This is a genomic window from Chryseobacterium sp. 22458, assembly GCF_052044975.1.
In the GTDB taxonomy this organism is placed as follows: Bacteria; Bacteroidota; Bacteroidia; order Flavobacteriales; family Weeksellaceae; genus Chryseobacterium.
This window is the reverse complement of the sequence record NZ_JBQEOA010000001.1, coordinates 1,204,100-1,226,352: the sequence shown is the minus strand read 5'-3', so window position 1 is coordinate 1,226,352 and position 22,253 is coordinate 1,204,100. Positions and strand designations below refer to the sequence as shown.

General features: G+C 39.7%; 21 protein-coding genes. 14 read left to right on the top strand and 7 right to left on the bottom strand.

The window, feature by feature from the left end:
• Window positions 1-35 precede the first annotated feature (35 nt).
• From ACTJJF_RS05410 to ACTJJF_RS05375, 8 genes are read left to right on the top strand one after another with little or no spacing between them, the layout of a single operon-like run.
• Window positions 36-2,177 (top strand): catalase, encoded by a 2,142-nt coding sequence (locus tag ACTJJF_RS05410; RefSeq protein WP_440698957.1) that lies wholly within the window; start codon window positions 36-38, stop codon window positions 2,175-2,177.
• A 54-nt stretch (window positions 2,178-2,231) separates the two neighbouring features.
• Window positions 2,232-3,398, top strand: coding sequence for a zinc-dependent alcohol dehydrogenase (locus ACTJJF_RS05405; RefSeq protein ID WP_440698956.1), 1,167 nt, complete (start codon window positions 2,232-2,234; stop codon window positions 3,396-3,398).
• Window positions 3,399-3,446: 48 nt separating this feature from the next.
• Window positions 3,447-3,947, top strand: coding sequence for a CinA family protein (locus ACTJJF_RS05400; protein ID WP_312303546.1), 501 nt, complete (start codon window positions 3,447-3,449; stop codon window positions 3,945-3,947).
• Between the two features lie 6 nt (window positions 3,948-3,953).
• Window positions 3,954-4,751, top strand: coding sequence for an SDR family NAD(P)-dependent oxidoreductase (locus tag ACTJJF_RS05395; protein ID WP_440698955.1), 798 nt, complete (start codon window positions 3,954-3,956; stop codon window positions 4,749-4,751).
• A 12-nt stretch (window positions 4,752-4,763) separates the two neighbouring features.
• A complete protein-coding gene (locus ACTJJF_RS05390; protein WP_312303542.1) occupies window positions 4,764-5,510 on the top strand; it encodes an SDR family oxidoreductase in 747 nt (248 codons plus the stop codon).
• A 27-nt stretch (window positions 5,511-5,537) separates the two neighbouring features.
• Complete coding sequence (locus ACTJJF_RS05385; RefSeq protein ID WP_312303539.1) at window positions 5,538-5,702, top strand: hypothetical protein; 165 nt, start codon at window positions 5,538-5,540, stop codon at window positions 5,700-5,702.
• A 24-nt stretch (window positions 5,703-5,726) separates the two neighbouring features.
• A complete protein-coding gene (locus ACTJJF_RS05380) occupies window positions 5,727-7,250 on the top strand; it encodes an FAD-dependent oxidoreductase (protein WP_440698954.1) in 1,524 nt (507 codons plus the stop codon).
• Between the two features lie 31 nt (window positions 7,251-7,281).
• The gene (locus tag ACTJJF_RS05375; RefSeq protein ID WP_440698953.1) at window positions 7,282-7,938 is read left to right on the top strand and encodes a DUF6766 family protein; all 657 of its coding nucleotides are present in this window, start codon (window positions 7,282-7,284) and stop codon (window positions 7,936-7,938) included.
• A gap of 248 nt (window positions 7,939-8,186) precedes the next feature.
• Here ACTJJF_RS05375 and pdxR read toward each other — a convergent pair whose 3' ends face one another.
• Window positions 8,187-9,626, bottom strand: a complete 1,440-nt coding sequence (pdxR, locus tag ACTJJF_RS05370) for a MocR-like pyridoxine biosynthesis transcription factor PdxR (RefSeq protein ID WP_440698952.1) — start codon at window positions 9,624-9,626, stop codon at window positions 8,187-8,189.
• A gap of 101 nt (window positions 9,627-9,727) precedes the next feature.
• On the opposite strand from pdxR, the gene ACTJJF_RS05365 reads away from it, so the two are divergent.
• The 3 genes from ACTJJF_RS05365 to ACTJJF_RS05355 are packed head-to-tail and all read left to right on the top strand — an operon-like array spanning window position 9,728 to window position 11,332.
• Window positions 9,728-10,183: a cupin domain-containing protein gene (locus ACTJJF_RS05365; protein WP_440698951.1), complete on the top strand. Its 456-nt coding sequence runs from the start codon at window positions 9,728-9,730 to the stop codon at window positions 10,181-10,183.
• Window positions 10,184-10,210: 27 nt separating this feature from the next.
• Window positions 10,211-11,095: a dihydrodipicolinate synthase family protein gene (locus ACTJJF_RS05360; RefSeq protein WP_440698950.1), complete on the top strand. Its 885-nt coding sequence runs from the start codon at window positions 10,211-10,213 to the stop codon at window positions 11,093-11,095.
• Between the two features lie 3 nt (window positions 11,096-11,098).
• Complete coding sequence (locus ACTJJF_RS05355; RefSeq protein WP_440698949.1) at window positions 11,099-11,332, top strand: thioredoxin family protein; 234 nt, start codon at window positions 11,099-11,101, stop codon at window positions 11,330-11,332.
• A gap of 1,070 nt (window positions 11,333-12,402) precedes the next feature.
• Here ACTJJF_RS05355 and ACTJJF_RS05350 read toward each other — a convergent pair.
• The 6 genes from ACTJJF_RS05350 to ACTJJF_RS05325 form a co-directional block, all read right to left on the bottom strand.
• The gene (locus tag ACTJJF_RS05350; RefSeq protein ID WP_440698948.1) at window positions 12,403-12,909 is read right to left on the bottom strand and encodes a pyridoxamine 5'-phosphate oxidase family protein; all 507 of its coding nucleotides are present in this window, start codon (window positions 12,907-12,909) and stop codon (window positions 12,403-12,405) included.
• A 228-nt stretch (window positions 12,910-13,137) separates the two neighbouring features.
• The gene (gene pdeM / locus ACTJJF_RS05345; protein WP_440698947.1) at window positions 13,138-13,782 is read right to left on the bottom strand and encodes a ligase-associated DNA damage response endonuclease PdeM; all 645 of its coding nucleotides are present in this window, start codon (window positions 13,780-13,782) and stop codon (window positions 13,138-13,140) included.
• 75 nt (window positions 13,783-13,857) lie between these two features.
• Window positions 13,858-14,463 carry a 2,3-bisphosphoglycerate-dependent phosphoglycerate mutase gene (locus tag ACTJJF_RS05340; protein ID WP_440698946.1) on the bottom strand — a complete coding sequence of 202 codons (606 nt, stop codon included), beginning with the start codon at window positions 14,461-14,463 and terminating at the stop codon, window positions 13,858-13,860.
• Window positions 14,464-14,603: 140 nt separating this feature from the next.
• Window positions 14,604-17,060 carry a ligase-associated DNA damage response DEXH box helicase gene (locus ACTJJF_RS05335; RefSeq protein ID WP_440698945.1) on the bottom strand — a complete coding sequence of 819 codons (2,457 nt, stop codon included), beginning with the start codon at window positions 17,058-17,060 and terminating at the stop codon, window positions 14,604-14,606.
• A gap of 156 nt (window positions 17,061-17,216) precedes the next feature.
• Window positions 17,217-18,797 (bottom strand): ATP-dependent DNA ligase, encoded by a 1,581-nt coding sequence (locus ACTJJF_RS05330; protein WP_440698944.1) that lies wholly within the window; start codon window positions 18,795-18,797, stop codon window positions 17,217-17,219.
• On the bottom strand, window positions 18,794-19,816 hold the full coding sequence (locus tag ACTJJF_RS05325) for a ligase-associated DNA damage response exonuclease (protein ID WP_440698943.1): 1,023 nt from the start codon (window positions 19,814-19,816) through the stop codon (window positions 18,794-18,796). The genes ACTJJF_RS05330 and ACTJJF_RS05325 overlap by 4 nt, the downstream gene beginning before the upstream one ends.
• Before the next feature lie 347 nt (window positions 19,817-20,163).
• Between ACTJJF_RS05325 and ACTJJF_RS05320 the strand changes: the two genes are divergently transcribed.
• Genes ACTJJF_RS05320 through ACTJJF_RS05310 form a run of 3 tightly spaced genes read left to right on the top strand, consistent with a single transcriptional unit; the run spans window position 20,164 to window position 22,180 of the window.
• The gene (locus ACTJJF_RS05320; protein WP_440698942.1) at window positions 20,164-20,952 is read left to right on the top strand and encodes an SDR family oxidoreductase; all 789 of its coding nucleotides are present in this window, start codon (window positions 20,164-20,166) and stop codon (window positions 20,950-20,952) included.
• A 10-nt stretch (window positions 20,953-20,962) separates the two neighbouring features.
• Window positions 20,963-21,358, top strand: a complete 396-nt coding sequence (locus tag ACTJJF_RS05315) for a GlcG/HbpS family heme-binding protein (protein WP_440698941.1) — start codon at window positions 20,963-20,965, stop codon at window positions 21,356-21,358.
• Window positions 21,359-21,376: 18 nt separating this feature from the next.
• The gene (locus ACTJJF_RS05310; RefSeq protein ID WP_440698940.1) at window positions 21,377-22,180 is read left to right on the top strand and encodes a helix-turn-helix domain-containing protein; all 804 of its coding nucleotides are present in this window, start codon (window positions 21,377-21,379) and stop codon (window positions 22,178-22,180) included.
• The last annotated feature ends 73 nt before the right edge of the window (window positions 22,181-22,253 follow it).

The window sequence follows — 22,253 nt, the reverse complement described above, 5'->3', positions numbered from 1 at the left end:
TTAACTGTTTTTAAAATACACCAACCTAAAAGATTATGAATATGAAAACCAACGAACCCAACAATCCAAAAGCAGAACAGTTAAGTTTACACAGCACGTCTAATGAAAATGAAAAACTGACGACCAACCAGGGACTGAAGATCAATAATAATCAGGACTCTCTGAAAGCTGGTGAAAGAGGCCCTTCATTATTGGAAGACTTCATTCTGAGAGAAAAAATCACCCATTTTGATCATGAACGAATCCCTGAAAGAGTAGTACATGCCCGTGGTTCAGGAGCACACGGCGTTTTTAAGCTTACCAAAAGTCTCGCAACATACACCAAAGCTAAATTTTTAACAGAATTGGGAAAAGAAACCCCAGTTTTTGTGAGATTTTCAACCGTTGCAGGAAGCAAGGGAAGTACTGACCTGGCAAGAGATGTACGGGGATTTGCTATTAAATTCTACACTGAAGAAGGCAATTATGACCTTGTAGCCAATAATATGCCTGTATTTTTTATCCAGGATGCTATTAAATTTCCTGATCTGATTCACGCCGTAAAACCGGAACCGGATAACGAAATCCCACAGGCAGCTTCCGCCCATGATACCTTCTGGGATTTTATTTCTTTAATGCCTGAAAGCATGCACATGATCATGTGGCTTATGAGTGACAGGGCGATCCCGAGAAGCCTCAGAATGATGGAAGGCTTTGGAGTACATTCTTTCAAGTTTATCAATGAAGAAGGAAAGGTACATTTTGTGAAATTTCACTTTAAACCCAGACTTGGCGTACATTCTGTAGCGTGGAATGAAGCTCAGACAATCTCAGGAGTTGATCCGGACTTTCATAAAAGAGACTTGTGGGAAGCCATTGAAAACGGAGACTATCCTGAATGGGACTTCGGAGTACAGCTGATTCCTGAAGAAGATGAACACCGGTTTGATTTTGACCTTCTGGATCCTACCAAATTAGTTCCGGAAGAAGAAGTTCCCGTAGAAATCTTCGGAACATTAACCCTGAACAAAAATCCTGATAATTTCTTTGCAGAAACCGAGCAGGTTGCTTTTCACCCCGGTCATATTATTCCTGGGATCGATTTTACCAACGATCCGCTGCTGCAGGGAAGATTATTTTCATATACAGACACTCAGCTGTCACGGCTGGGATCTCCTAATTTTCATGAAATTCCGATCAACAGATCAATCAATACTGTCCATAACAATCAAAGAGACGGGCACATGAGACAGCAGATCGTGAAAGGAAAAAGCAGCTATGATCCCAATTCTACCGGTGGTGGTTGTCCTTTTCAGGCCATGATGTCTGAAGGAGGCTTTACTTCCCAGGAGGAAAGAGTTTCAGGAGCTAAAGTAAGAGAAAGAAGCAAAAGCTTTGTAGATCATTATTCACAAGCGAAACTATTTTACAACAGCCAGTCGACACCAGAGAAAATGCACCTGCAGAAGGCACTGATCTTTGAACTGTCAAAAGTAACACTTCCTGAAGTAAGAGAAAGACTGGTAGGGCAGCTTGCTTATATTGATATGACGCTGGCCTGGAGAGTCGCCGAAAAGCTGGGAGTAGAAGTAAAAAAACTGGAATGGCCCAATCAGAGTCTGCCTGCTGACAGCAATATTGTAGAGCTTCAGAGTGAAGAAAAAGAGCCTCATACAAAGGTCTCCGAAGCATTAAGCATGGCCAATACAGTAAAAGATACCATTAAAAGCAGGAAAATAGGATTTATTCTTGCCAATGGTGCTGATAGCAGAGCCATTAATGACCTTAAAACCCAACTGGAAAAAGAAGGAGCGAAAATAGAACTGATTACACCAAGTCTTGCCAACATCAGGACTAATGACGGATCTGAACTTACCCCTAAACATTCTTTGACAAGTACTGCCAGTGTATGTTTTGACGCCCTCTTTATCTGTTCTGGAGAAGATTCGGTAAAAGAACTCCTGATTCCTGAAAATAAACATCTTGTGTTACACTTTATCAATGAAGCTTATAAGCATTGCAAGGCCATTTATTTCGGAAATGATACAGAAGCCCTTTATCATAACAGTAACGTTGCCCTGAAAAAGCATGAAGACCCGGGGATTATTACCTGGGAAGACGAAACTCCAATGGATAAATTCATTAATGCCATTGCCCAACACAGAGTCTGGGATCTTGAAATGGAAAGAAACGCCTGATCATAAAATAAAAACATCCTTCACACCACACCAATCACCTTAAATATTTAGATTATGAAAGCTGCCGTTTTTCATTCACCGGGAAAAATTACCTGTGATACCGTTGAAGATCCCAAAATTCTGGATGATCATGATATTATCCTCAAAGTAACGTCTACTGCCATATGTGGCAGCGATCTGCATATGTACTCCGGAGGAATCCCCCAGACCCGTCCTATGGTAATGGGACATGAGTTTATGGGGATTGTTGAGGAAACAGGAAAGAATATCACCGGATTAAAACCTGGTGACAGGGTCGTCGTACCATTTCCTATAGCCTGTGGAAACTGCTTCTTTTGCCAGCATGATCTGCCTACAGCCTGTGAGCACAGCAATCCCGACCATTATGGGCCGGAAGGAGGCATTTTTACCGAAAAAGGCGGTGCCTTGTTTGGCTATACAGACCTTTACGGAGGATATAACGGGGGACAGGCTCAATATGTAAGAGTTCCCTATGCTCATTTTGGTCCAAGAAAGGTCCCTGAAAACCTTACCGATGAACAGGTGTTATTCCTTACCGATATTTTCCCGACCGGATATACCGGAGTTATGTGGGCCGGATTAAAAGGAGGAGAGACGGTTGCCGTATTTGGAGCAGGACCTGTAGGAACAATGGCGGTCAAAAGTGCCGTACTTCACAACGCAAAAAAAGTTATAGTTGTTGATACCCTTCAGTATAGGCTCGACCGGATTAAAAAACTTACAGGATGTGAAACTATTCTGTGGGAAGATGCAGAAAGTACTGTGGCACAGATCCGGGATATGACAGATGGCCGGGGAACAGACGTATGCATTGAAGCTGTAGGATTTGAACCTGAAAGAAACTTTATCGATCGGGCTAAAGCAGTTTTAAATTTTGAAAAAGGTTCCATTAAGGTCCTTGAAGCCTGTATGAGTGCCGTACGGCGGGGAGGTACAGTTTCTGTGCTGGGAGTTTATCCTGTGAATTATGACAACTTCAGACTCGGGCAGATTTTTGATAAAGGAATCACCATTAAAGCCGGACAATGCAACGTACATCCTATCATAGACCGCCTTATGGGATATGTGGAAAGCGGGCAGGTGACACTTGATGACGTTATTACCCATCGTCTGTCCCTTGATGCCGTGGATAAAGGATATGAAATTTTTGATAAAAAAGAAGACGGATGTGTAAAAGTTGTTCTCGATCCCTGGAAATAATCCGTTTTTAACAAAATAATACAAAACAATCCCTCAAAATATAATACAATGGAATTTCAAAAGAATCTACTCGAATATATAAGCCAGTCTCTGATGACCACAGATGAAACCATTTCAATGGCAGAAAGCGTTACTTCAGGATGTTTACAGCTGGCTTTCTCACAGATGCCAAACGCTTCTATGTTTTACAAAGGCGGGCTTACGTGCTATACTTTACCTGAAAAAGTAAGAATCCTGAAAGTCAACAGGCAGGAAGCTGAAGAATGCGACTGTGTTTCAGAAAATATAGCAGAAACAATGGCTTTGAACGTGGCCAAACTTTATGAGTCCGATTGGTCTATTGCCACAACAGGTTACTGCACACCGATCCGGAATTCCGGTTATAAAATATTTGCGTATTTCTCATTCTCTTATAAAGGTGAAATTATCCTGACCAAAAAACTGGAACTGCACCCCAAAACCCAAGCCCTGAATGCCCAGCTATATTATACGGAATTCATTTTGGGGTGTTTTAAAAGTGAACTGAACAGGCTTTTAATCTTAAAATAAAAAACCATGGAACGCAAAAATCAATATGCCCTGATCACAGGGGCTACCAGCGGAATAGGCTATGAACTCGCCAGGCAGTTTGCCAAAAACGGCTATGACCTTGTTATTGTTGCCAGAGATCATGAGGAGTTGACTAGAAAAGCAGAAGAATTCAAAGCGTACGGAGTGAATGTGATCAGCATTTCAAAAAACCTGTTTCTGCAGGAAGAAGTCTATTCCCTTTATTCTGAACTGAAAATGAATGGAATAAGCCCTGAGATATTGGTGAATGATGCCGGGCAGGGCGTCTTTGGAAAGTTCCAGGAAACGGATATCCACAGAGAGGTAGATATAGTACAGTTAAATATCATTGCAGTTATCATACTGACCAAGCTGTTTTTAAAGGACCGATTACCTAAGGGATCCGGTAAAATTTTAAATCTGGCTTCCGTAGCCAGTAAAGTTCCGGGTCCCTGGCATTCGGTATATCATGGTACCAAAGCATTTGTATTGTCATGGTCCGAAGCCATCAGGGAAGAATTAAAAGATTCAGGGATTACAGTAACGGCTCTTTTGCCGGGACCTACAGATACCGACTTCTTCAATAAGGCAGATATGAACCGTAGCAAGATCCTGCAAGACAGAGATACCCTGGCTTCTCCGGAAGAAGTGGCTATTGATGGTTATAATGCACTGATGAACGATGATGATAAAATAGTATCAGGTTTAAAAAACAAGCTTTCCGTAGCAATGGCCAACCTGTCAAGTGATAGTATGGCAGCCCACCGGATGGCTGAGATGCAGAAACCGATCGCAGAAGAATAAAAACATTGAAATATGGGAAAATTAGACGATAAATCTGTTCTCATCACAGGTGCTGACAGTGGAATAGGCAAAGCCGTAGCCCTTCTTTTTGCTTTAGAAGGAGCCGATATTGCTATTATTTATCATTCAAGTGATCAGGATGCTGAAAAAACAAAAACAGAGATAGAAAACCTTGGAAGAAAATGTATTATTCTTCAGGGGGATATTGATGATTATGAATTCTGTGAAACAGCTACCCAAAAAACCATTTCAGCCTTTGGAAAAATTGATATCCTGATCAACAATGCCGGCGTACAGTTTCCGGCAGAAAGTATTGAAGACCTTGAAGAAAAGAATATCAGGAAAACCTTTGACTCCAATATTGTGGGAATGATCCTCCTTACCAAAGTGGTTTTCCCATATCTGAAAGAGGGCGGCAGTGTGATCAATACCACTTCTGTCTCTGCCTATCAGGGTCATCCGGAGCTTCTGGATTATTCTGCAACGAAAGGAGCTATTGTTTCTTTCACCAGATCTCTTGCTCTACAGGCCAAACCCAAAGGAATTCGGATCAATGCGGTAGCTCCCGGACCTGTAGCAACACCTCTTACGGAAGAAACCTTTGATGAAGAAAAGGAAAATCCCAATAAACCTCCCTTGGAGAGAAATGCCACGCCTGAAGAAGTAGCCTTCAGTTTCCTTTTTCTGGCCAGTACAGATGCTTCCCAGATTACAGGACAGGTACTTCATCCTAATGGCGGACTGATTGTTAACGGATAAATTATTAACCTACTAAAAAAATATAATATGAAAGCGACAGCACTTATTTTAGGAGTTCTCAGCGTCTTTGCTTTTTCGTCATGCAGATGTAATCTTGATGAAGATGAATCAAAAAAAAGAGACCAGAAGAGCAATACAGCCAATGCAGGTAAAACAGGCCTGCCTGAAAGCGATACGCTGAATATCAGATAAGTTTAACCTCAAAATATACTGATAATGTACAGAGATGGTGCAAGAAAAAGTATATGGCAGGATGAAATCAGGAAATTTTCTACAGAAAATGATCTCAGTCAGGTATTTGATGTTGCCATAATAGGAGGTGGAATTACCGGTGTTTCCACCGCATTGAAACTACAGGAATCCGGAAAAAGCTGCATCATTCTAGAGGCAGCCAATATCGGATTTGGAACAACCGGTGGCACGACAGCCCATTTGAACGATTTCTTTGATACTACTTTTACCCAGGCCATTCAGGATTTTGGATTAGATCATGCAAAGCTGTATGCAGGGGCCGGTAAGGAAGCTATTGAAATGATTGAGAATAATATTCAGCAGTATGAAATAAACTGTGATTTTACGAGAAAGTCGGCTTACCTTTTCGCTCTGGATGAAAAACAGGAAGAGCAATTGAAAAATATTGTGGAAGGCGCAGCCAAAGTAGGTCACGAAATGACATACGTTAATGAAATTCCTTTTCCGATACCTTTCAGGGAAGCCGTTCTCATTCCTGAACAAGGTCATTTTCACCCTATAAAATATATCAAAGCACTTTGTGAAGCTTTCATACGGCTCGGGGGCTTTATTCAGGAAGGTTGCTTATGTGAAGGGCATGATGAACAGGAAGATTTTCTTGTATTAAAAACATCAAAAGAAGAAATAAAGGCTCAGAACGTTGTGTATGCAACTCATATTCCGCCCGGAGTGAATCTGCTTCATTTTACCAATGCGCCTTACCGCAGCTATGCGATGGCTTTTACCCTTAAAGATGATCAATATCCATGGGAATTGGGCTATGATCTTTGTGAGCCTTATCATTATTACCGGATCCAGGAATATGAAGGTGAAAACCTGCTGATTGCAGGAGGAGAGGATCATAAAACAGGCCATGCCGATGATACCGGAGAATGTTTTTCCAGACTGGAGAATTATGTCCGGGAATATTTCAATGTTGAAACGGTTTATTACAGTTGGTCCAGCCAATATTATGAACCTGTTGACGGTCTGCCCTATATCGGAAAGCTGCCGGGAAGTAAAAACCGAATTTTTGTAGCTACGGGTTTCAGAGGAAACGGAATGATATTCGGGACTCTTTCTTCACAAATCCTGCATGATATGATTGTGTCAGGAAAAAGCAAGTATGAAGAACTGTTCAATCCTTTAAGAATAAAACCCATTGCAGGATTTTCCGATTTTGTAAAAGAAAATTCAACCGTTGCACTGGATTTTATAAAAGATAAAATTTTTGCAGATAAGATTGATTCTTTCTCAGAAATTAAGGCAGGAGAAGCCAAAGTCATCCGTTATGAATCTGAATCTTATGCCCTTTACAAAGAATCTGACGGGACTTTACACCTGTTGAAAAGTACCTGTCCTCATGCCGGCTGTGAAGTTCACTGGAACAGCGCAGAACTGAGCTGGGACTGCCCGTGCCACGGCTCCAGGTTCAATGTCAATGGAAGAGTTCTTACCGGGCCAACCACCAAAGGATTACAAAAAGTCTTTCCTTATCAGAAAAAGTAAAAACGTTAAAGTTAAAAATTCACTTAGAGATATGTCCAGTTCAAGTTTCTTTTACCGGAATAGTTTAAGTCTGGTACTGATCACCCTTATGATATTTTCTCTTGCAGGCCAGTTTTTTACAGGGTGGGCAACAGAAAATAAAGAACTGCTTGAAAACGGTCAGCCTGCTTTAAAAATGAATGAATACATCCATAGCGGGCATTTTATACAGGCGACTTTCGAAAACTGGGAAAGTGAGTTTCTCCAGATGATGCTTTATGTTCTCTTAACCATATCATTAAGGCAGAAAGGTTCCAGTGAATCAAAGTCTATGGAGGGAAAAGAAGAGGTGGACAGAGAACCTGTTGTACATCCCAACGCTCCGTGGCCTGTAAAAAAAGGAGGAATATGGCTGAAGATTTATAAGCATTCCTTATCGCTGGCATTTGCCATTCTGTTCCTTGGCAGCTTTATTTTACATTTTTACGGAAGTTTAAAAGATTTCAATGCTGATCAGATCATGAAAAAAGAACTGCCGGTAACCGCCTTACAATATATTTCCGAATCAAGATTCTGGTTTGAATCCTTTCAGAACTGGCAGAGTGAATTTTTAGCAGTCGCTTCCCTTGTCATTTTATCTATTTGGCTCCGTGAAAAAGGATCTCCTGAATCAAAACCCGTAGATATGCCTCATGATGAGACCCCCTGAGACATGCGCAGATGCATGAATAAAGAAGTTCGTGCATCTATAGTAATTAAATTCTCTCACGGATCAATAAGCTCTATTTTCAGTAAATATCTGTGTAATCTGCAAAATCAGCGAGCGGCAAAATATAAAGTATAGAATATTCGGAAAGACTTTTTTACCACCAATCGATGAGTGCTTTTTATTCGTAAAATCGTGGAAATTATAATTTTCCCGCAAATCGAGTCTTCAAACCTATTTAACCATCAATATTAAAGAGATTCTGACAATTTTGTTATCACTTCAGAAATAATGGGAATACTATGTTGAAGCTGTTCTTCAGAAAGTGCTCCATAACTTAGCCTGAAACCATTAATATGACCCCGGCTATACTGTTTCGGGTGAATGATTTTAATATTTTTCTCCAACAATATTGCAGTTACCATATCCCAATCCATGGTCTTCTTTGGTACGATCCAGAATGCAAGTCCACCTTCCGGTAAAGTAAAGTCTGCAATATTGCTCATATGGTTTTTTAAAAGAGAAAACACAAAATCCCTTTTGTTCTTATAATGCACGGTTGCTTTTTTAATGTGCTTTTTAACGGCACCTTCCCTGATCAGCTGAAGTACGGCTTGCTCCATAATCACATCTCCATGTACATCAATAATCTTTCGCAGGCTTCCGATTTTTTCCAGTAAATCCTGGTTTTTGGTTGCTAGATAGCCTATTCTTAAAGCAGGGGCTACAACTTTGCTCAAAGTTCCTATATAAACATAATTTTTAAGTTCAGGGAAGCTTGACAAAGGAAGAATAGGGCGGTATCCGAAATGAAATTCATTATCATAATCATCTTCAATGATGGTAATATGATGACGGTTTGACAGCTCTATCAATTTTAATCTCCGGGCGAGACTTAAGGTAACAGTAGTAGGATATTGTCTGTGAGGGGTAATGTATATTGCTTTTATACTTTTATATTCTGTCAGAAGCTTTTCTACAGACTGAATGCTGATTCCTTCCTCATCAACGTCTACCGGCAGCAGCTGTGCTCCGGCATATTCAAAAGCCTGCCATGCGGGCTGGTATCCCGGATTTTCTACAATAATGTGATCTCCTGGAGTAAGTAAAGTCTGTGCCGTAAGAAACATGCCCATCTGGCTACCTCTGGTAATCGAAAGTTCATTTTCATGAATCTGCATTCCCCGTTGATGATTCAGCATCTGGGAAATCATTTTCCGGAACTCTGTTTCACCATGTTCGTTGCCATAGCCCATCATCTGCCATTTTGCTTTTATGCTGAAAATCTGCCGGTATGCTCTGGCCAGTTCTGTGACCGGAGCTATTTTACTGTCAGGATGACCGTCATCAAAATTGATCATTATACCATTGGAGCTAACCGACGGATCCGGAATATTCTTTATTCTTTCCGTTCTTTTTTCATGCAGCGAAGGGAGCTGATCAGAGACAAAAATACCTTTCCTTTCTTTTGAAATGACCCATTCTTCATTCATCAGAACCTGATAAGCTTCTACAACGGTATTTCTGTTGATTTTTAATGTGGCTGCCAGATTCCGGCTCCCGGGAAGAGCATCTCCGGCTTTCAGTCTGCCTGAACGTATATCAGCAATCAGCGTATCTGCAATCTGCAAATAAACGGCTTTATCAAGATTTTTATCAATCTCGAATTCTAATTTCCAAGGTCGTAACATCTGGACTATCTATTTATATAAAAACTGAATCATTTGAATAGTCCAAATATAAAATAATTTTGTCATGCAATAAAGCACAGAACACATTAATTTTTAAAATCATGGACAAGAAACAATTCAGTTCAAAAGACTTTCACGAAACATTTGCAAGACCAAAGTATGTAAAGCCAAGCCATTTAATTCATAAAAACGTTGAAAATGCAGGCGAGCACAACCAGTTTTCAACAGAGAGAAAACATCCTGTATTCTTTGTTGATCTTCCCAGTAAGAACGTAAGCATGACCATTGGCGGATTATTACCGGGCCAGCAGACCAACAGACACCGTCATACCTATGAAACCGTACTGTTTGTGATTGAAGGTAAAGGCTGGACCGAAGTGGAAGATGAAAAAGTACACTGGGAAGCCGGAGACGCCGTTTATATTCCCTCATGGGCATGGCATAAGCATCAGAATTTAAGTGATACGGAGCCAGCCAAATATATTGCCTGTGAAAATGCTCCTCAACTGCAGAATTTAGGAGTGGCATTAAGAGAAGAAGAAGGCAGAGATCTTTAACATTGTAAAATTTTAAACAAAACAAACATGAAAAATGTTCCGTTTAAAGGGGTTATTGCTTATCCCATCACTCCTTTTGATGAAAATGAAAAAATAGACATTCCTCTCTTCAAACACCTTGTAGAAAGGCTTATTACCTCCGGAAATCACGGAATAGCACCATTAGGAAGTACCGGGGTAATGCCTTATCTGTCTGATGATGAAAAAGAAGCGGTTACGGAAGCTACCATACAACAGGTAAAAGGCAGGGTTCCAACATTAGTAGGAGTTTCAAACCTTACTACAGAAAAAACAATACACCATGCCTGGTTTGCAGAAAAAGCAGGAGCAGATGCTGTAATGATCATTCCTATGAGCTATTGGAAGCTTACCGATGATGAGATTGTTGCTCATTATGATGCTGTAGCCTCTAAAATCTCTATTCCGATCATGGCTTACAATAATCCTGCAACCAGCGGGGTAGATATGTCTCCGGCACTCTTAAAAAGGTTATTGGAAATTCCTAATGTAACAATGATCAAGGAAAGCTCCGGGGATATCCAGAGAATGCATTATCTAAGGAGAGAACTGGGTGAGGAAGTAGCCTTTTTCAATGGCTCAAATCCTTTGGCATTAGGCGCTTTCTGTGCAGGAGCCAGAGGATGGTGCACTGCTGCCCCGAACCTTATTCCTGAACTTAATATTGGACTGTACAATGCCATTGAGGAAGGTGATCTTGAAAAGGCAAAATCTCTTTTTTATCAACAGTTTGATCTTCTGAAGTTCATTGTTAATAAAGGGCTTCCGAGAGCAGTCAAGGCCGGGCTTAATATTCTGGGAGAGGAAGGCGGAAATTTAAGAAGTCCTTTAAAACCTCTTCACGAAAAAGAAGTCGAAGAATTAAAAATTATCATTAACAAACTTACCTATTAATCTATGAAAAAGTCAATCTTTTATCATGCAGGCTGTCCTGTATGCATCAGTGCAGAGCACGATATCATCAGTCTTGTAGGAACTGAAAATGTAGAAATTGTTCATTTGGGAAATGACAGAAGCAAAATTGAAGAGGCGGAACTGGCGGGAGTAAAATCTGTACCTGCTTTGATTACGCCCAATGGCAATGTACTTCATATTAATTTCGGAGCATCTATGGAAGATGTGAAAAAATAATGGTATGATTAGTTTTGCGAAGGCGGCTCAGGAAATTGGGTCGTCTTTGTTTTTAGGTTAAAAAGTGGTTTTTAATGCACAAAGATATTTATCTCTCGCAGATCTTGCAGATAGCGCAGATGTTTGTGAAGGAATTTTTATAATCGCTTAAATTGCTGCTAATTTCTCAGTTTTAGTATTCCTAATTCTACAGTTGCAAATTAAAAAATCTGCGTAATCTGCTCAATCAGCGAGCAAATATAATTGCCACCGATTCACGAAATAAAAAAATCGGGCATCAGTTGCAAATAAAATATCAGAATCTGTTTAGGTTAAAAATGATTTTTAATGTATAAAGGTTTTTATCTCTCGCAGATCTTGCAGAAAGCGCAGATGTTTATGAAGGAATTTTTATAATTGCTTAAATTGCTGCTAATTTCTCAGTTTTAGTATTCCTAATTCTACAGTTGCAAATTAAAAAATCTGCGTAATCTGCTCAATCAGCGAGCAAATATAATTGCCACCGATTCACGAAATAAAAAAATCGGGCATCAGTTGCAAATAAAATATCAGAATCTGTTTAGGTTAAAAATGATTTTTAATGTATAAAGGTTTTTATCTCTCGCAGATCTTGCAGAAAGCGCAGATGTTTATGAAGGAATTTTTATAATTGCTTAAATTGCTGCTAATTTCTCAGTTTTAGTATTCTTAATTCTACAGTTGCAAATTAAAAAATCTGCGTAATCTGCTCAATCAGCGAGAAAATATAATTGCCACTGATTCATGAAATAAAAAATGTGCATCAGTAGCAAATAAAAATATAAGAATCTGTTTAGGTTAAAAAGTGATTTTTAATGTATAAAGGTTTTTATCTCTCGCAGATTTAGCAGATAGCGCAGATGTTTGTGAAGGAATTTTTATAATCGCTTAAATTTCTGCTAATTTCTCAGTTTTAATATTCTTAATTCTACAGTTAGAAATTAAAAAATTTGCGTAATCTGCTCAATCAGCGAGAAAATATAATTGCCACTGATTCACGAAATAAAAAATGTGAATCAGTGGCAAATAAAATATCAGAATCTGTCTGAAAATTATACTGTAGCATTTCCTTCTACACCATCAGAGTTATCTGTTTTATTTCCTGTAATGGCAGCCGTAACAAATTTGAAAAGACTCACCAGTTTTCCGGCTTTGGTGTCCCAATAATAAGTTTCTTTTGGTTCAACACGGATAATGGTTACGTTGGGATCATCTTTCCCATCGAACCAGGCATTGGCCAGAGGAGACCATTTTTCTTCTATTGTAGCTTTATCTTTATAAACAGAAGCTTCTCCATACACAGAAAGGTATTGCGTATCACTGTTGTTCATAAAAAACAGCTGTACCCTCCGGTCTTCTTTTATTTCAAAATTCTTGTTGCTGGTTCCGCTGCTGATAAACCATAGATTTCCGCTGTCATCGGTTTCCTGCAGGGTCATCGGCCGGGAATTGACCGGAACAGTGTTCAGTTCCGTACAGAACATACATATTCTTGCGCTTTCCGATAGTTCCTTGATCTTTTTGATCGCTTCAAGATGGGTAAGATTTTGTGTTGACATATTATTATATTTTAGTGATTGGTAATTGAATATAAGATCAGTTTCATCAGTGTTATCCTTTATAAAGCTAATGAATTCTTATTAAGACATTCAAATACCTGACCAAAAGGGAACGAAATGTGGTACCTCCGATTGATTTTTCTCTATTTCATTCTATAACGTAAACTCCAAAAACCTAACAGGTTTCTAAAACCTGTTAGGTTTAGCTTATCATCACCTGTCGGCGCTTTAAATTTCATAAATCTCCGAATCTGTAAAAACAAAAAACTTACTTTTCCCCGGAAGATTTTTGGTATCCAATCCCGTAAACTCACTGAAAGCAGGAAGAAGTAACTGATTATCACTTACCGCAAAACACGGAAGTCTGATCCTTTTTACAGCAGAATGCAGAACAATTCCCGGATGAATATGGCCTGTGATCTGAAACCCCTGCAAGGTTTTGTCAAACTCATGGATAAAAGTAAATCCGCTTAATTCCAGAGTGAAGGCTTTAAAGTTCAGACAAAGTTTTTTTTCTAAAGATTCTGAAATACGGTCATGGTTACCTTCAATCAGATAAAACTGTATTTCAGGATATAGGTTTCTCCATATACAAAACTCATCCACATCGGAATTGTCACCTGCATGAAGCAGATCTCCTACCACAATAAACTTTTCTGGCTTGAAATATTCAATCAGGGCCGACAGTCTTTGCAGATCACTTTTCATAATATGGTTGGCCAGTGCAATCCCGTTTTTGCGGAAATGAGCGGTCTTTCCGATATGAAGGTCAGAGAGAATCAGTGCTTTCTGTTTTTCCCAAAACAGGGCCCGCTGATTGGTAAGAATGAACGTTTCGTTTTGAACGGAGATGTTTTTTGTTGCTATAAACACTTGGGTTAATGGAAATTATTATTTTGAAAGATCAATAAAGTTCAAAGTTAGATTTTTTATAAATATTTTTACGGATCAGTTGTTTTCTATTCTGCTTACATGAAAATTTTCATCGAAAAAATACGTAAGAGGAACTCCGGTTGCTATTTCTCTTTCTAAAATTTCTTCGGGAGACAGGTGTTCCAGATACATGATCAGTGCACGGAGGCTATTTCCGTGGGCAACAACCAATACATTTTTACCTTGTCTGAGCGGAGGTACGATCTGGGCTTCAAAATAGGGAATAACCCGGTTATAGGTATCTTTAAGGCTTTCCCCTCCCGGCGGAACTACATCATATGACCTGCGCCAGGTGTGAACCTGTTCATCTCCATATTTCAGTGCCGTTTCCGCTTTATTGAGTCCTTCGAGGTTACCGTAGGATCTTTCATTCAATGCTTTATCTGTTACAACAGGAATATGGGTATTGCCGGTTTCTTCAAGGATAAGATTGAGGGTATGCTGTGCCCGGATCAGTACGGAAGTAAAAGCAATGTCTATTCTTTCTTTTTTTAAAGCGATCCCTGCCTTTCTGGCTTCTTCAATTCCAACTTCTGTAATATCGATATCCTGCCATCCTGTAAACCGGTTTTCCAGATTCCAGAGTGACTGTCCGTGACGGACCAAGAATAATTTTGCCATCGTGTGAATATTATTTACTCTTCAGAGAAGATACTCTAAGGTACGGCGATTATTAAACTTTTCAAAGGAATTTAACAGTAAAAAACAGATTTTAGCAAAGATTTAAAAGATATATGAACCAGTCACTACCTTCATTACTGTTACATATTGTCACTATCTATGCCGGATAATTTAAGCATTCTTCTGATTCTCGCATCAAGACCTTCGCTGGAAAGGGTTTGCCGGAGACTGTCTACTTTTATAGGAAAACTTAAAGGGGTAAAGGAGCGTGAATGTTTCAGGATAATATCAGATTTTTCAATTCTTTTAAAAGCTTCTACAAGCCGCTGTTCCTGCAGCTGCATATTAAAAACCTCGGTATAAGCCTGTCTGATCAAGAAGTGATTGGGATCATAATCTTCCAATACTTTGAAAATAAGCCCGGCTGAGCTTTGTAAGGATTTGTTGGATCTTTGTTTACCTGCATAATTCTGAATCACCATTCCCGAAATCACTGCAATATCACGGAACTTTCTTCTTGCCATTTCTGCAGAATTGATACTGGCGATGACATCATTCATAAGGTTGTCACGGCTTAAAATCTGCTGTAGATTCTCCTCATTAAGCGGAATTTCTCTATCACTGAAAAGTTCAAATCCGTAATCATTCATTGCCATTGAAAAAGAAATAGGAGCCAGCTTTGAAATACGGTAAGCCATTAAAGCAGCCATTACTTCGTGTACCAGTCTGCCTTCAAAAGGGTACATGAACAAATGATAGCCTTCACGGTTTCTGATCATTTCTACCAGAAATTCATTCTCTTGCGGTATATGGGAGTTTGTCTTCTGATTGATCAGCAGAGGGTGCAGGAACTTCAGCTCTTTTTCAGAAGCCTTCGGATTCAGGGCATGGGAGAGTTTTTCTCTTAAATAATGGCCAAGATCTGAGCTTAAAGGCAGTCTTCCTCCCAGATAGCTTGGTACAAGGGCTTTACCTTTTGCTGCTCTTACATAAACTGTCATATCTTTGATCATCGCCACTTCAAGGGTACGTCCGGCGAGAATAAATTTTTCTTCTTTTTTCAGTTTTGAAATAAAATATTCTTCAATCATACCTACATAGCCTCCGGAAATAAATTTTACCTTCAGCATAGCATCACTTACAATGACTCCCATATTCATCCGGTGAAGCATGGCAATTTTTCTGGAAGTAACCTTGTACAGACCGTCTTCCATAACCACAATTTTATGGAATTCTTCATAGTTTTTTAAAACGCTGCCACCAATGGTCAGAAATTCAAGAATACTTTTCCATTCTTCATCCGTCATTTCCTGAAAAGCATATACCTTTTTTATTCTTTCATACGTTTCATCAGGATAAAAACCATCTCCAACGGCGAGGGTCATCAGAAACTGCACCAATACATCGAAACATAAAACCTGTGCTTCCCTGGGCTCTACCACTTTCTGCCTTACAGCTTCCTTTAAAGCTGAAACCTCTATCAGCTCTAAGGAATGGGTAGGTACACAGTAAATCCTGGACGTCTCAAAAGGGGAGTGCCCACTGCGTCCCGCCCTTTGCAGAAATCGGGCAACACCTTTTGCCGAGCCAATCTGAATGACTGTATCAACAGGTTTAAAATCAATTCCCAGATCTAAAGATGAGGTAGAAACCACAGCTTTTAACTTCCCGGAACTTAAGTTTTCTTCAATCCAGATACGCAAATGTGCATCAATAGAACTGTGGTGAATAGCGATCTGTCCTGCAAAATCAGGATGGGCATCCAATAGAAGCTGATACCACATTTCACTCTGGCTTCTGGTATTGGTAAAAACAATGGTAGATTTTGACTCAAGAATAATCGGAACGACTTTATCTGCCAGCTTATGTCCCAAATGTCCCGCCCAGGGAAGGATTTCAATTTCATTGGGGAAGACCGGGATAATCTCTATTTTCTTATGTTCTTTGGCTGCAATTTTTGTTTTTTTAATATCATACGGAATAAGTACCTCCATGGCTTCATCCAGATTTCCGATGGTGGCTGTGATGCCCCATATTTTCAGTTTGGGAACATATTTTCTGAGCTGCGAAATTCCTAACTCTACCATAACACCACGTTTGGATCCGAGCAACTCATGCCATTCATCAACCACAACGCATTTCATGTCCCGGAAAAAGCTTTCATGATTTTTCTGTGCGAGAAGCAGATGTACACTTTCAGGAGTTACCACCAAAATATCAGGCATTTTTTTCACCTGCTGCTGTCTTACTTTAGGATCTGTATCACCGTTTCTTACGCCGACAGCCCAGTCAAGCCCGATCTCATCAATCGCTTCCTGCATAGCCTTCGCAATGTCTTTGGACAAAGACCTGAGAGGAGTGATCCAGAGCATTTTTAATCCTTTTTTATACTGTTCGGGATGATTGAGAAAATCAGAAACCAATGCCAGAAATACAGAAAATGTTTTCCCGAAACCTGTAGGAGCTACAACCATTCCGCTGTATCCGCTTCCGAATTTCTTCCATGTATCGGTCTGAAATTTAAAAGGGGATATACCTTTATCTGTCATCCATTGCTGAATGATTTTAAATCCGTTGGTATGTTCGAAAGCTGCCAATTTTATTTTGATTTAGTTTTAACGTAAAAGGCGTTAAGAGTCTATATTTCTTTTTATATTTTTCGTTTGCAACGGCCCTTCACTCAGCAAAGTTAATATTTACTATAGCTAAATGGAATGCCTTTACTGAGAAAAAAATTAGTGATACATTAAAATCTACTGTATCAATTTTTTTATTTCTTCCAGATGATCAATTTCATCTACGGTTTTGTCTTTCCGCCATCTTACAATTCTCGGAAAGCGTAATGCTACACCGCTTTTATGACGGTTACTGAAGCCTATTCCTTCAAAAGCAATCTCAAAGACGAGTTCTGCTTTTACCGTTCGTACAGGTCCGAATTTTTCAATAGCATTTTTGTTCACAAACCGGCTCACTTCCATGATTTCTTTATCCGTTAGCCCCGAATAGGCTTTTGCAATCGTTACCAGTGTATTTCCGTTTTTTACGGCAAAAGTATAGTCTGTATAATAGGCACTCCTTCTGCCGCTTCCTTTCTGGGCATAGATGAGAACCGCATCAATGGTAAACGGATTGATTTTCCATTTCCACCAGTCACCTTTTTTACGGCCGGCATGATAGGGTGAATTCTTCTGCTTCAGCATCAGCCCTTCACTGTTGACAGATCTTGAATTTTCCCTGGCAAGCTTCAGCTCATCCCATTGTTTAAAATCTATACTTCCGGAAAGCTTGATATTCTCGGGAGATTCATTTAATAATAATTCTTCCAGCATTGCTCTTCTTCCCGAAACCGGCTTGTCTCTAAGGTCATTATTTTCAAGTTCAAGAAGGTCATAAGCAAATACCTTTATCGGAATTTCAGCAAGCATTTTCTTGGTTAAAGTCTTTCTGTTTAATCTTTTCTGCAATTCATTGAAATTTAAAACTTTGCCCTCTTTTACTGCAAGTATTTCTCCATCAATCACAAAATTACCTTTCATAGATTTTACAGTTTCCGATATCTCCGGAAATTGCTCTGTAACGAGTTCTTCTCCTCTTGACCATATGAAAACTTCATCATTTCTCCTGATGATCTGCCCCCGTATTCCATCCCATTTATATTCTGCCAGCCATTCATCCGGTTTCCCAAGTTCTTCAGGCTCTTTTTCCAAAGGATAGGCCAGGCAGAAAGGGTAGGGTTTTGAGTTGTCCGGATTGATATTTTCTGCTGAGATCAATTCTGTAAATGAGACTTCACCAGGCTGCCATTTTCCCATCAGGCTGTGCATCAAAGTACTGGATTCCTGCTCTGAAAATCTCGTCAACGCATTGATAAGGGTTTTACCGGAAACACCGATCCGGAAACTTCCGCCAATTAATTTATTGAAAATCAAACGTTCGGTATAATCCAGGCCATTCCATGAATTCAGTACAAAAGCCTTTTTTTCAACTTCTGTTTTATCTTTTAAACCAACAATATCATTCATCCATTGTGATAACGTGCGGTCAATTTTCTGTTGTGGGGGCGGAAGTATCAGGGACAGTGTTTCACCAAGATCGCCCACGGAAGAATAGCTTTCCTGAAACAGCCATAACGGAAGGCCCGTAATTTCCAGAGCCCACTCTTTCATATAGTTGGTGTTGACGTTTCTTTTGGGTCTTTTTCCTGTAAATAAGGCAATAAACCATACTTTGTCATCATCAGGAGCCCGCTCGAGATAGTCGATGATCGCATCAATTTTGGCATTGGTTTTATTGGTGGTTTCCAGGGCATTGATAAGGTCTGCGAAATGTCTCATAATTCCTGGTTTTCGGTGGTTTCTTTTTCCTGTTCCTCTTCGTCCTCTCCAAACAATGTTTCTACAACATCTGCCCGGATTCCTGTCTCATTCAGGTATTTTGAAAATACTTCTGTCTGCCCATGGGTAACATGTACGATTTCGGCTTCTGTAGCTTTTACAGTCTGCAGCAGTCCTTTCCAGTCGGCATGATCGCTCATGGCAAACCCGGCATCTGCACTCCGCCATCTTCTGGCCCCGCGTACCTGCATCCAGCCAGAGCATATTGCCGTTGCCGGATCAGGAATCTTTTTTATAATATTGCTGTCCAGTAAAACAGGAGGAACAATCACGATCTGATGTTCCATTTCTTTCGGGCGTTCCCTGAAATCTGCAATTGTATATTCAGGAAGATCAATTCCCACAGCTTCAAAAGCTTCATTCAGCTTTCCTATTGAGTAATGTACATATATTTTGCCCAATCCTTCCATTGCTTTCATAATCCGCTGTGCTTTGCCTAAAGAGTAGCCGATAAATACGGATGTTTTGCTGTTTTCCTGATTCTTCAGTACCCAGTTCTGAAGCTTTTTATTCAAATCATCAATTTCCAGCCAGTTATAAATGGGTAATCCAAAGGTACTTTCCGTCACAAATTCATTACATTTTACAAGCTCGAAAGGAGTACTTAGCCCATCATCCTGAATTTTGTAATCTCCGGAAATGACGCTTACATATCCTTTATATTCCAGTCTTATCTGGGCAGAACCAATAATGTGTCCTGCCGGATGAAAGGAAAGCTGTACCCCGTTGATATTGATTTTTTCACCATACTCTACGCTCTGGCATTCGATATCGATGCCAATTCTCTGGTACAGAATAGGTTTTGTAAAATGATGACAAAGGTATTTCTTCATGCCCCATCGGGCGTGATCGGCATGGCCATGGGTAATAACAGCCTTATCAACAGGCCTCCAGGGATCAATATAAAATTTCCCCTGAGGACAATAAATTCCTTTTTTTGTAAATGTGATCAGTTTCAATTGATGTGATTGGTTTTACGGAATAAGCTTCAAAAACTTAACCAATTTACGATAAAGGAATGATTTTATTTCTATAATCCTCGGGTAATCTTTTATAATGTGGTATTATTTGTTTTTATTTGATTCAACAAATTGTACAGTTTTTTGTATTCACTTGGTTCTTTATCAGGTTTTGGCTAAAGCCGTTGAAATTATTGTTTTTGATTAAACGGGCTAAAGCCCGTTCCTATTGACACTGATATTTATATAAAAAAACGGGCTTTCTGACAATATATATTTGGACTGCACACCAATACCCATAAGTTCTGAATCTTTGAAATTTGTATCATCATTTAAAAGAAAATACAATGAGTAAAACAATTCTAATTACAGGTGCAGCAAGCGGATTCGGAAAAATTGCTGCTTTTGATCTTGCCGGAAAAGGACATAAGGTGATCGCCACTACACAGGTGTATCCTCAGATGAGTGATTTAATACGTGAATCTCAGGAACTGGGTGTGGAGCTTACGGTTGATAAGCTGGATGTGACCAATCCGGCAGACATTGCCTATATTTTAAAGAAGTACGATATTGATATTCTGATCAGCAACGCAGGAATCATGGAGGGAGGACCTATTGCTGAGCAGCCTGTTGATATCATCCGTTCCATGTTTGAAGTGAATGTATTTGGCGCACTGGAACTGGCCCAGGGGTTTATCAGAAAATTTATTGAAAAGAAAAGCGGAAAAATCGTTTTCACCTCATCTATGGGCGGTTTGTGGACCGTACCTTATGTTGCGGCTTACTGTGCTTCCAAGCATGCTTTAGAATCTATTGCTGAAGGTCTGAAAACTGAACTTGCTCCATTTAATATCAAAATTGCAACATGTAATCCGGGAGTATTTGGAACAGGTTTTAATGACAGGGGAGTGGATTCTATTTTCCGTTGGTATAATCCTGAAGTGAATTTCACGCCTGAGTCTGCTTTTGACAGGGCAGCGGAATCTCTTGCCCATCAGCTGGATCCGCAATCTATGGCAGAAGTGATCGTAAATGTAGCACTGGATGATAACAGTAACTTCAGAAATGTTCACCCTAAAGAAACGGAAGACTTCGTAAAGCAGCTGCAAAATGAAGCATGGACAACAAAAAGTTAACCGGATGGAAATGAATTATAAATTGGCAGAAAAAGCATTACAGGCCGCCAAAGAAAAGGCATTGTCTCTGAAGATTCCTGTAAGTATTGCTGTTGTAGATATGGGAGGGCATCTGCAGGCTTTTGCACGGCTGGACAGTGTTTATGGAGTGATCGATTTTGCTATCAAGAAAGCAAAAACGGCAGCCATGTTTGGAGTGAGCAGTGATATTATGGGTAATATTATTTCAGGAGCCGGAGTCCATGGATATGGAATGCAGAACTCTAATGACGGGCTTTTAACCATTGCGGGTGGAGTTGTGATTAAGGATACGGAGGGAAGAGTCATTGGAGCTATTGGTTCATCCGGAGGAACGCCTGAACAGGATAAAGAAATTGCTGAAGCCGGGGCTGCTGTTATAGCTTAAATTTCAGATATTTGCACTATGGAAAATACTTCTGAAATCATCTTCGACCAATTGGTTTATTCGTGTGCCTTTGAATCTTACAGAGGGCATGAGGAATTTATTCCGGATCATTTTCTGGGGTTTCAGCTGTCGGGAGAAACCCATGCTTTTCATGAACAGGGTAAAACAATCATCAGGGAGAATACGGTGGTTCTGGTGAAGAAAAATCAATTGATCAGAACAGTAAAACATCCTTCGGTAAATGAAAGGTATCAGTTTATTTCGATCACTCTTGATGATGAAACACTCAGACAGTACGCCGCTGAAAACAGGGTGAAAATAAACGCAACTTTCCCGGGAAACCAACGGTTGTTTTTTGAACCGGATGATTTTTTCAGAACATATTTTGCCTCATTAATGCCTTATATCAATAAGACAGAAATTGTCCCACCAAGACTGGCTGCCTTAAAAGTAAAGGAGGCAATAGAGCTGCTTTTATTGAGTAATCCGGACCTTAAAAATCTGATTTTTGATTTTTCTGAACCTCATAAAATTGATATTGAAGAATTTATGAATAAAAATTTTATGTTCAATGTTCCTGTGAATGCTTTTGCCCAACTTACAGGCCGAAGCCTTTCAGGTTTCAAAAGGGATTTTCAAAAGGTTTTCCATATGAGTCCCAGACAATGGCTGAAAGAAAGACGGTTAAAAGAAGCGCATTATTTAATTAAAAATCAAGATAAAAAACCTTCGGATATTTACCTTGACCTGGGCTTTGAGAATCTGTCCCACTTTTATTCTTCTTTCAAAAAGAAATTTGGGGTGACAACTACCGAAGTTTAATCGAAAAGAAAAAAACACAATGATAAAAAGGTTGGAAAATGTAAAGATCAATCAAGTCTGTACGTTTTCCAGC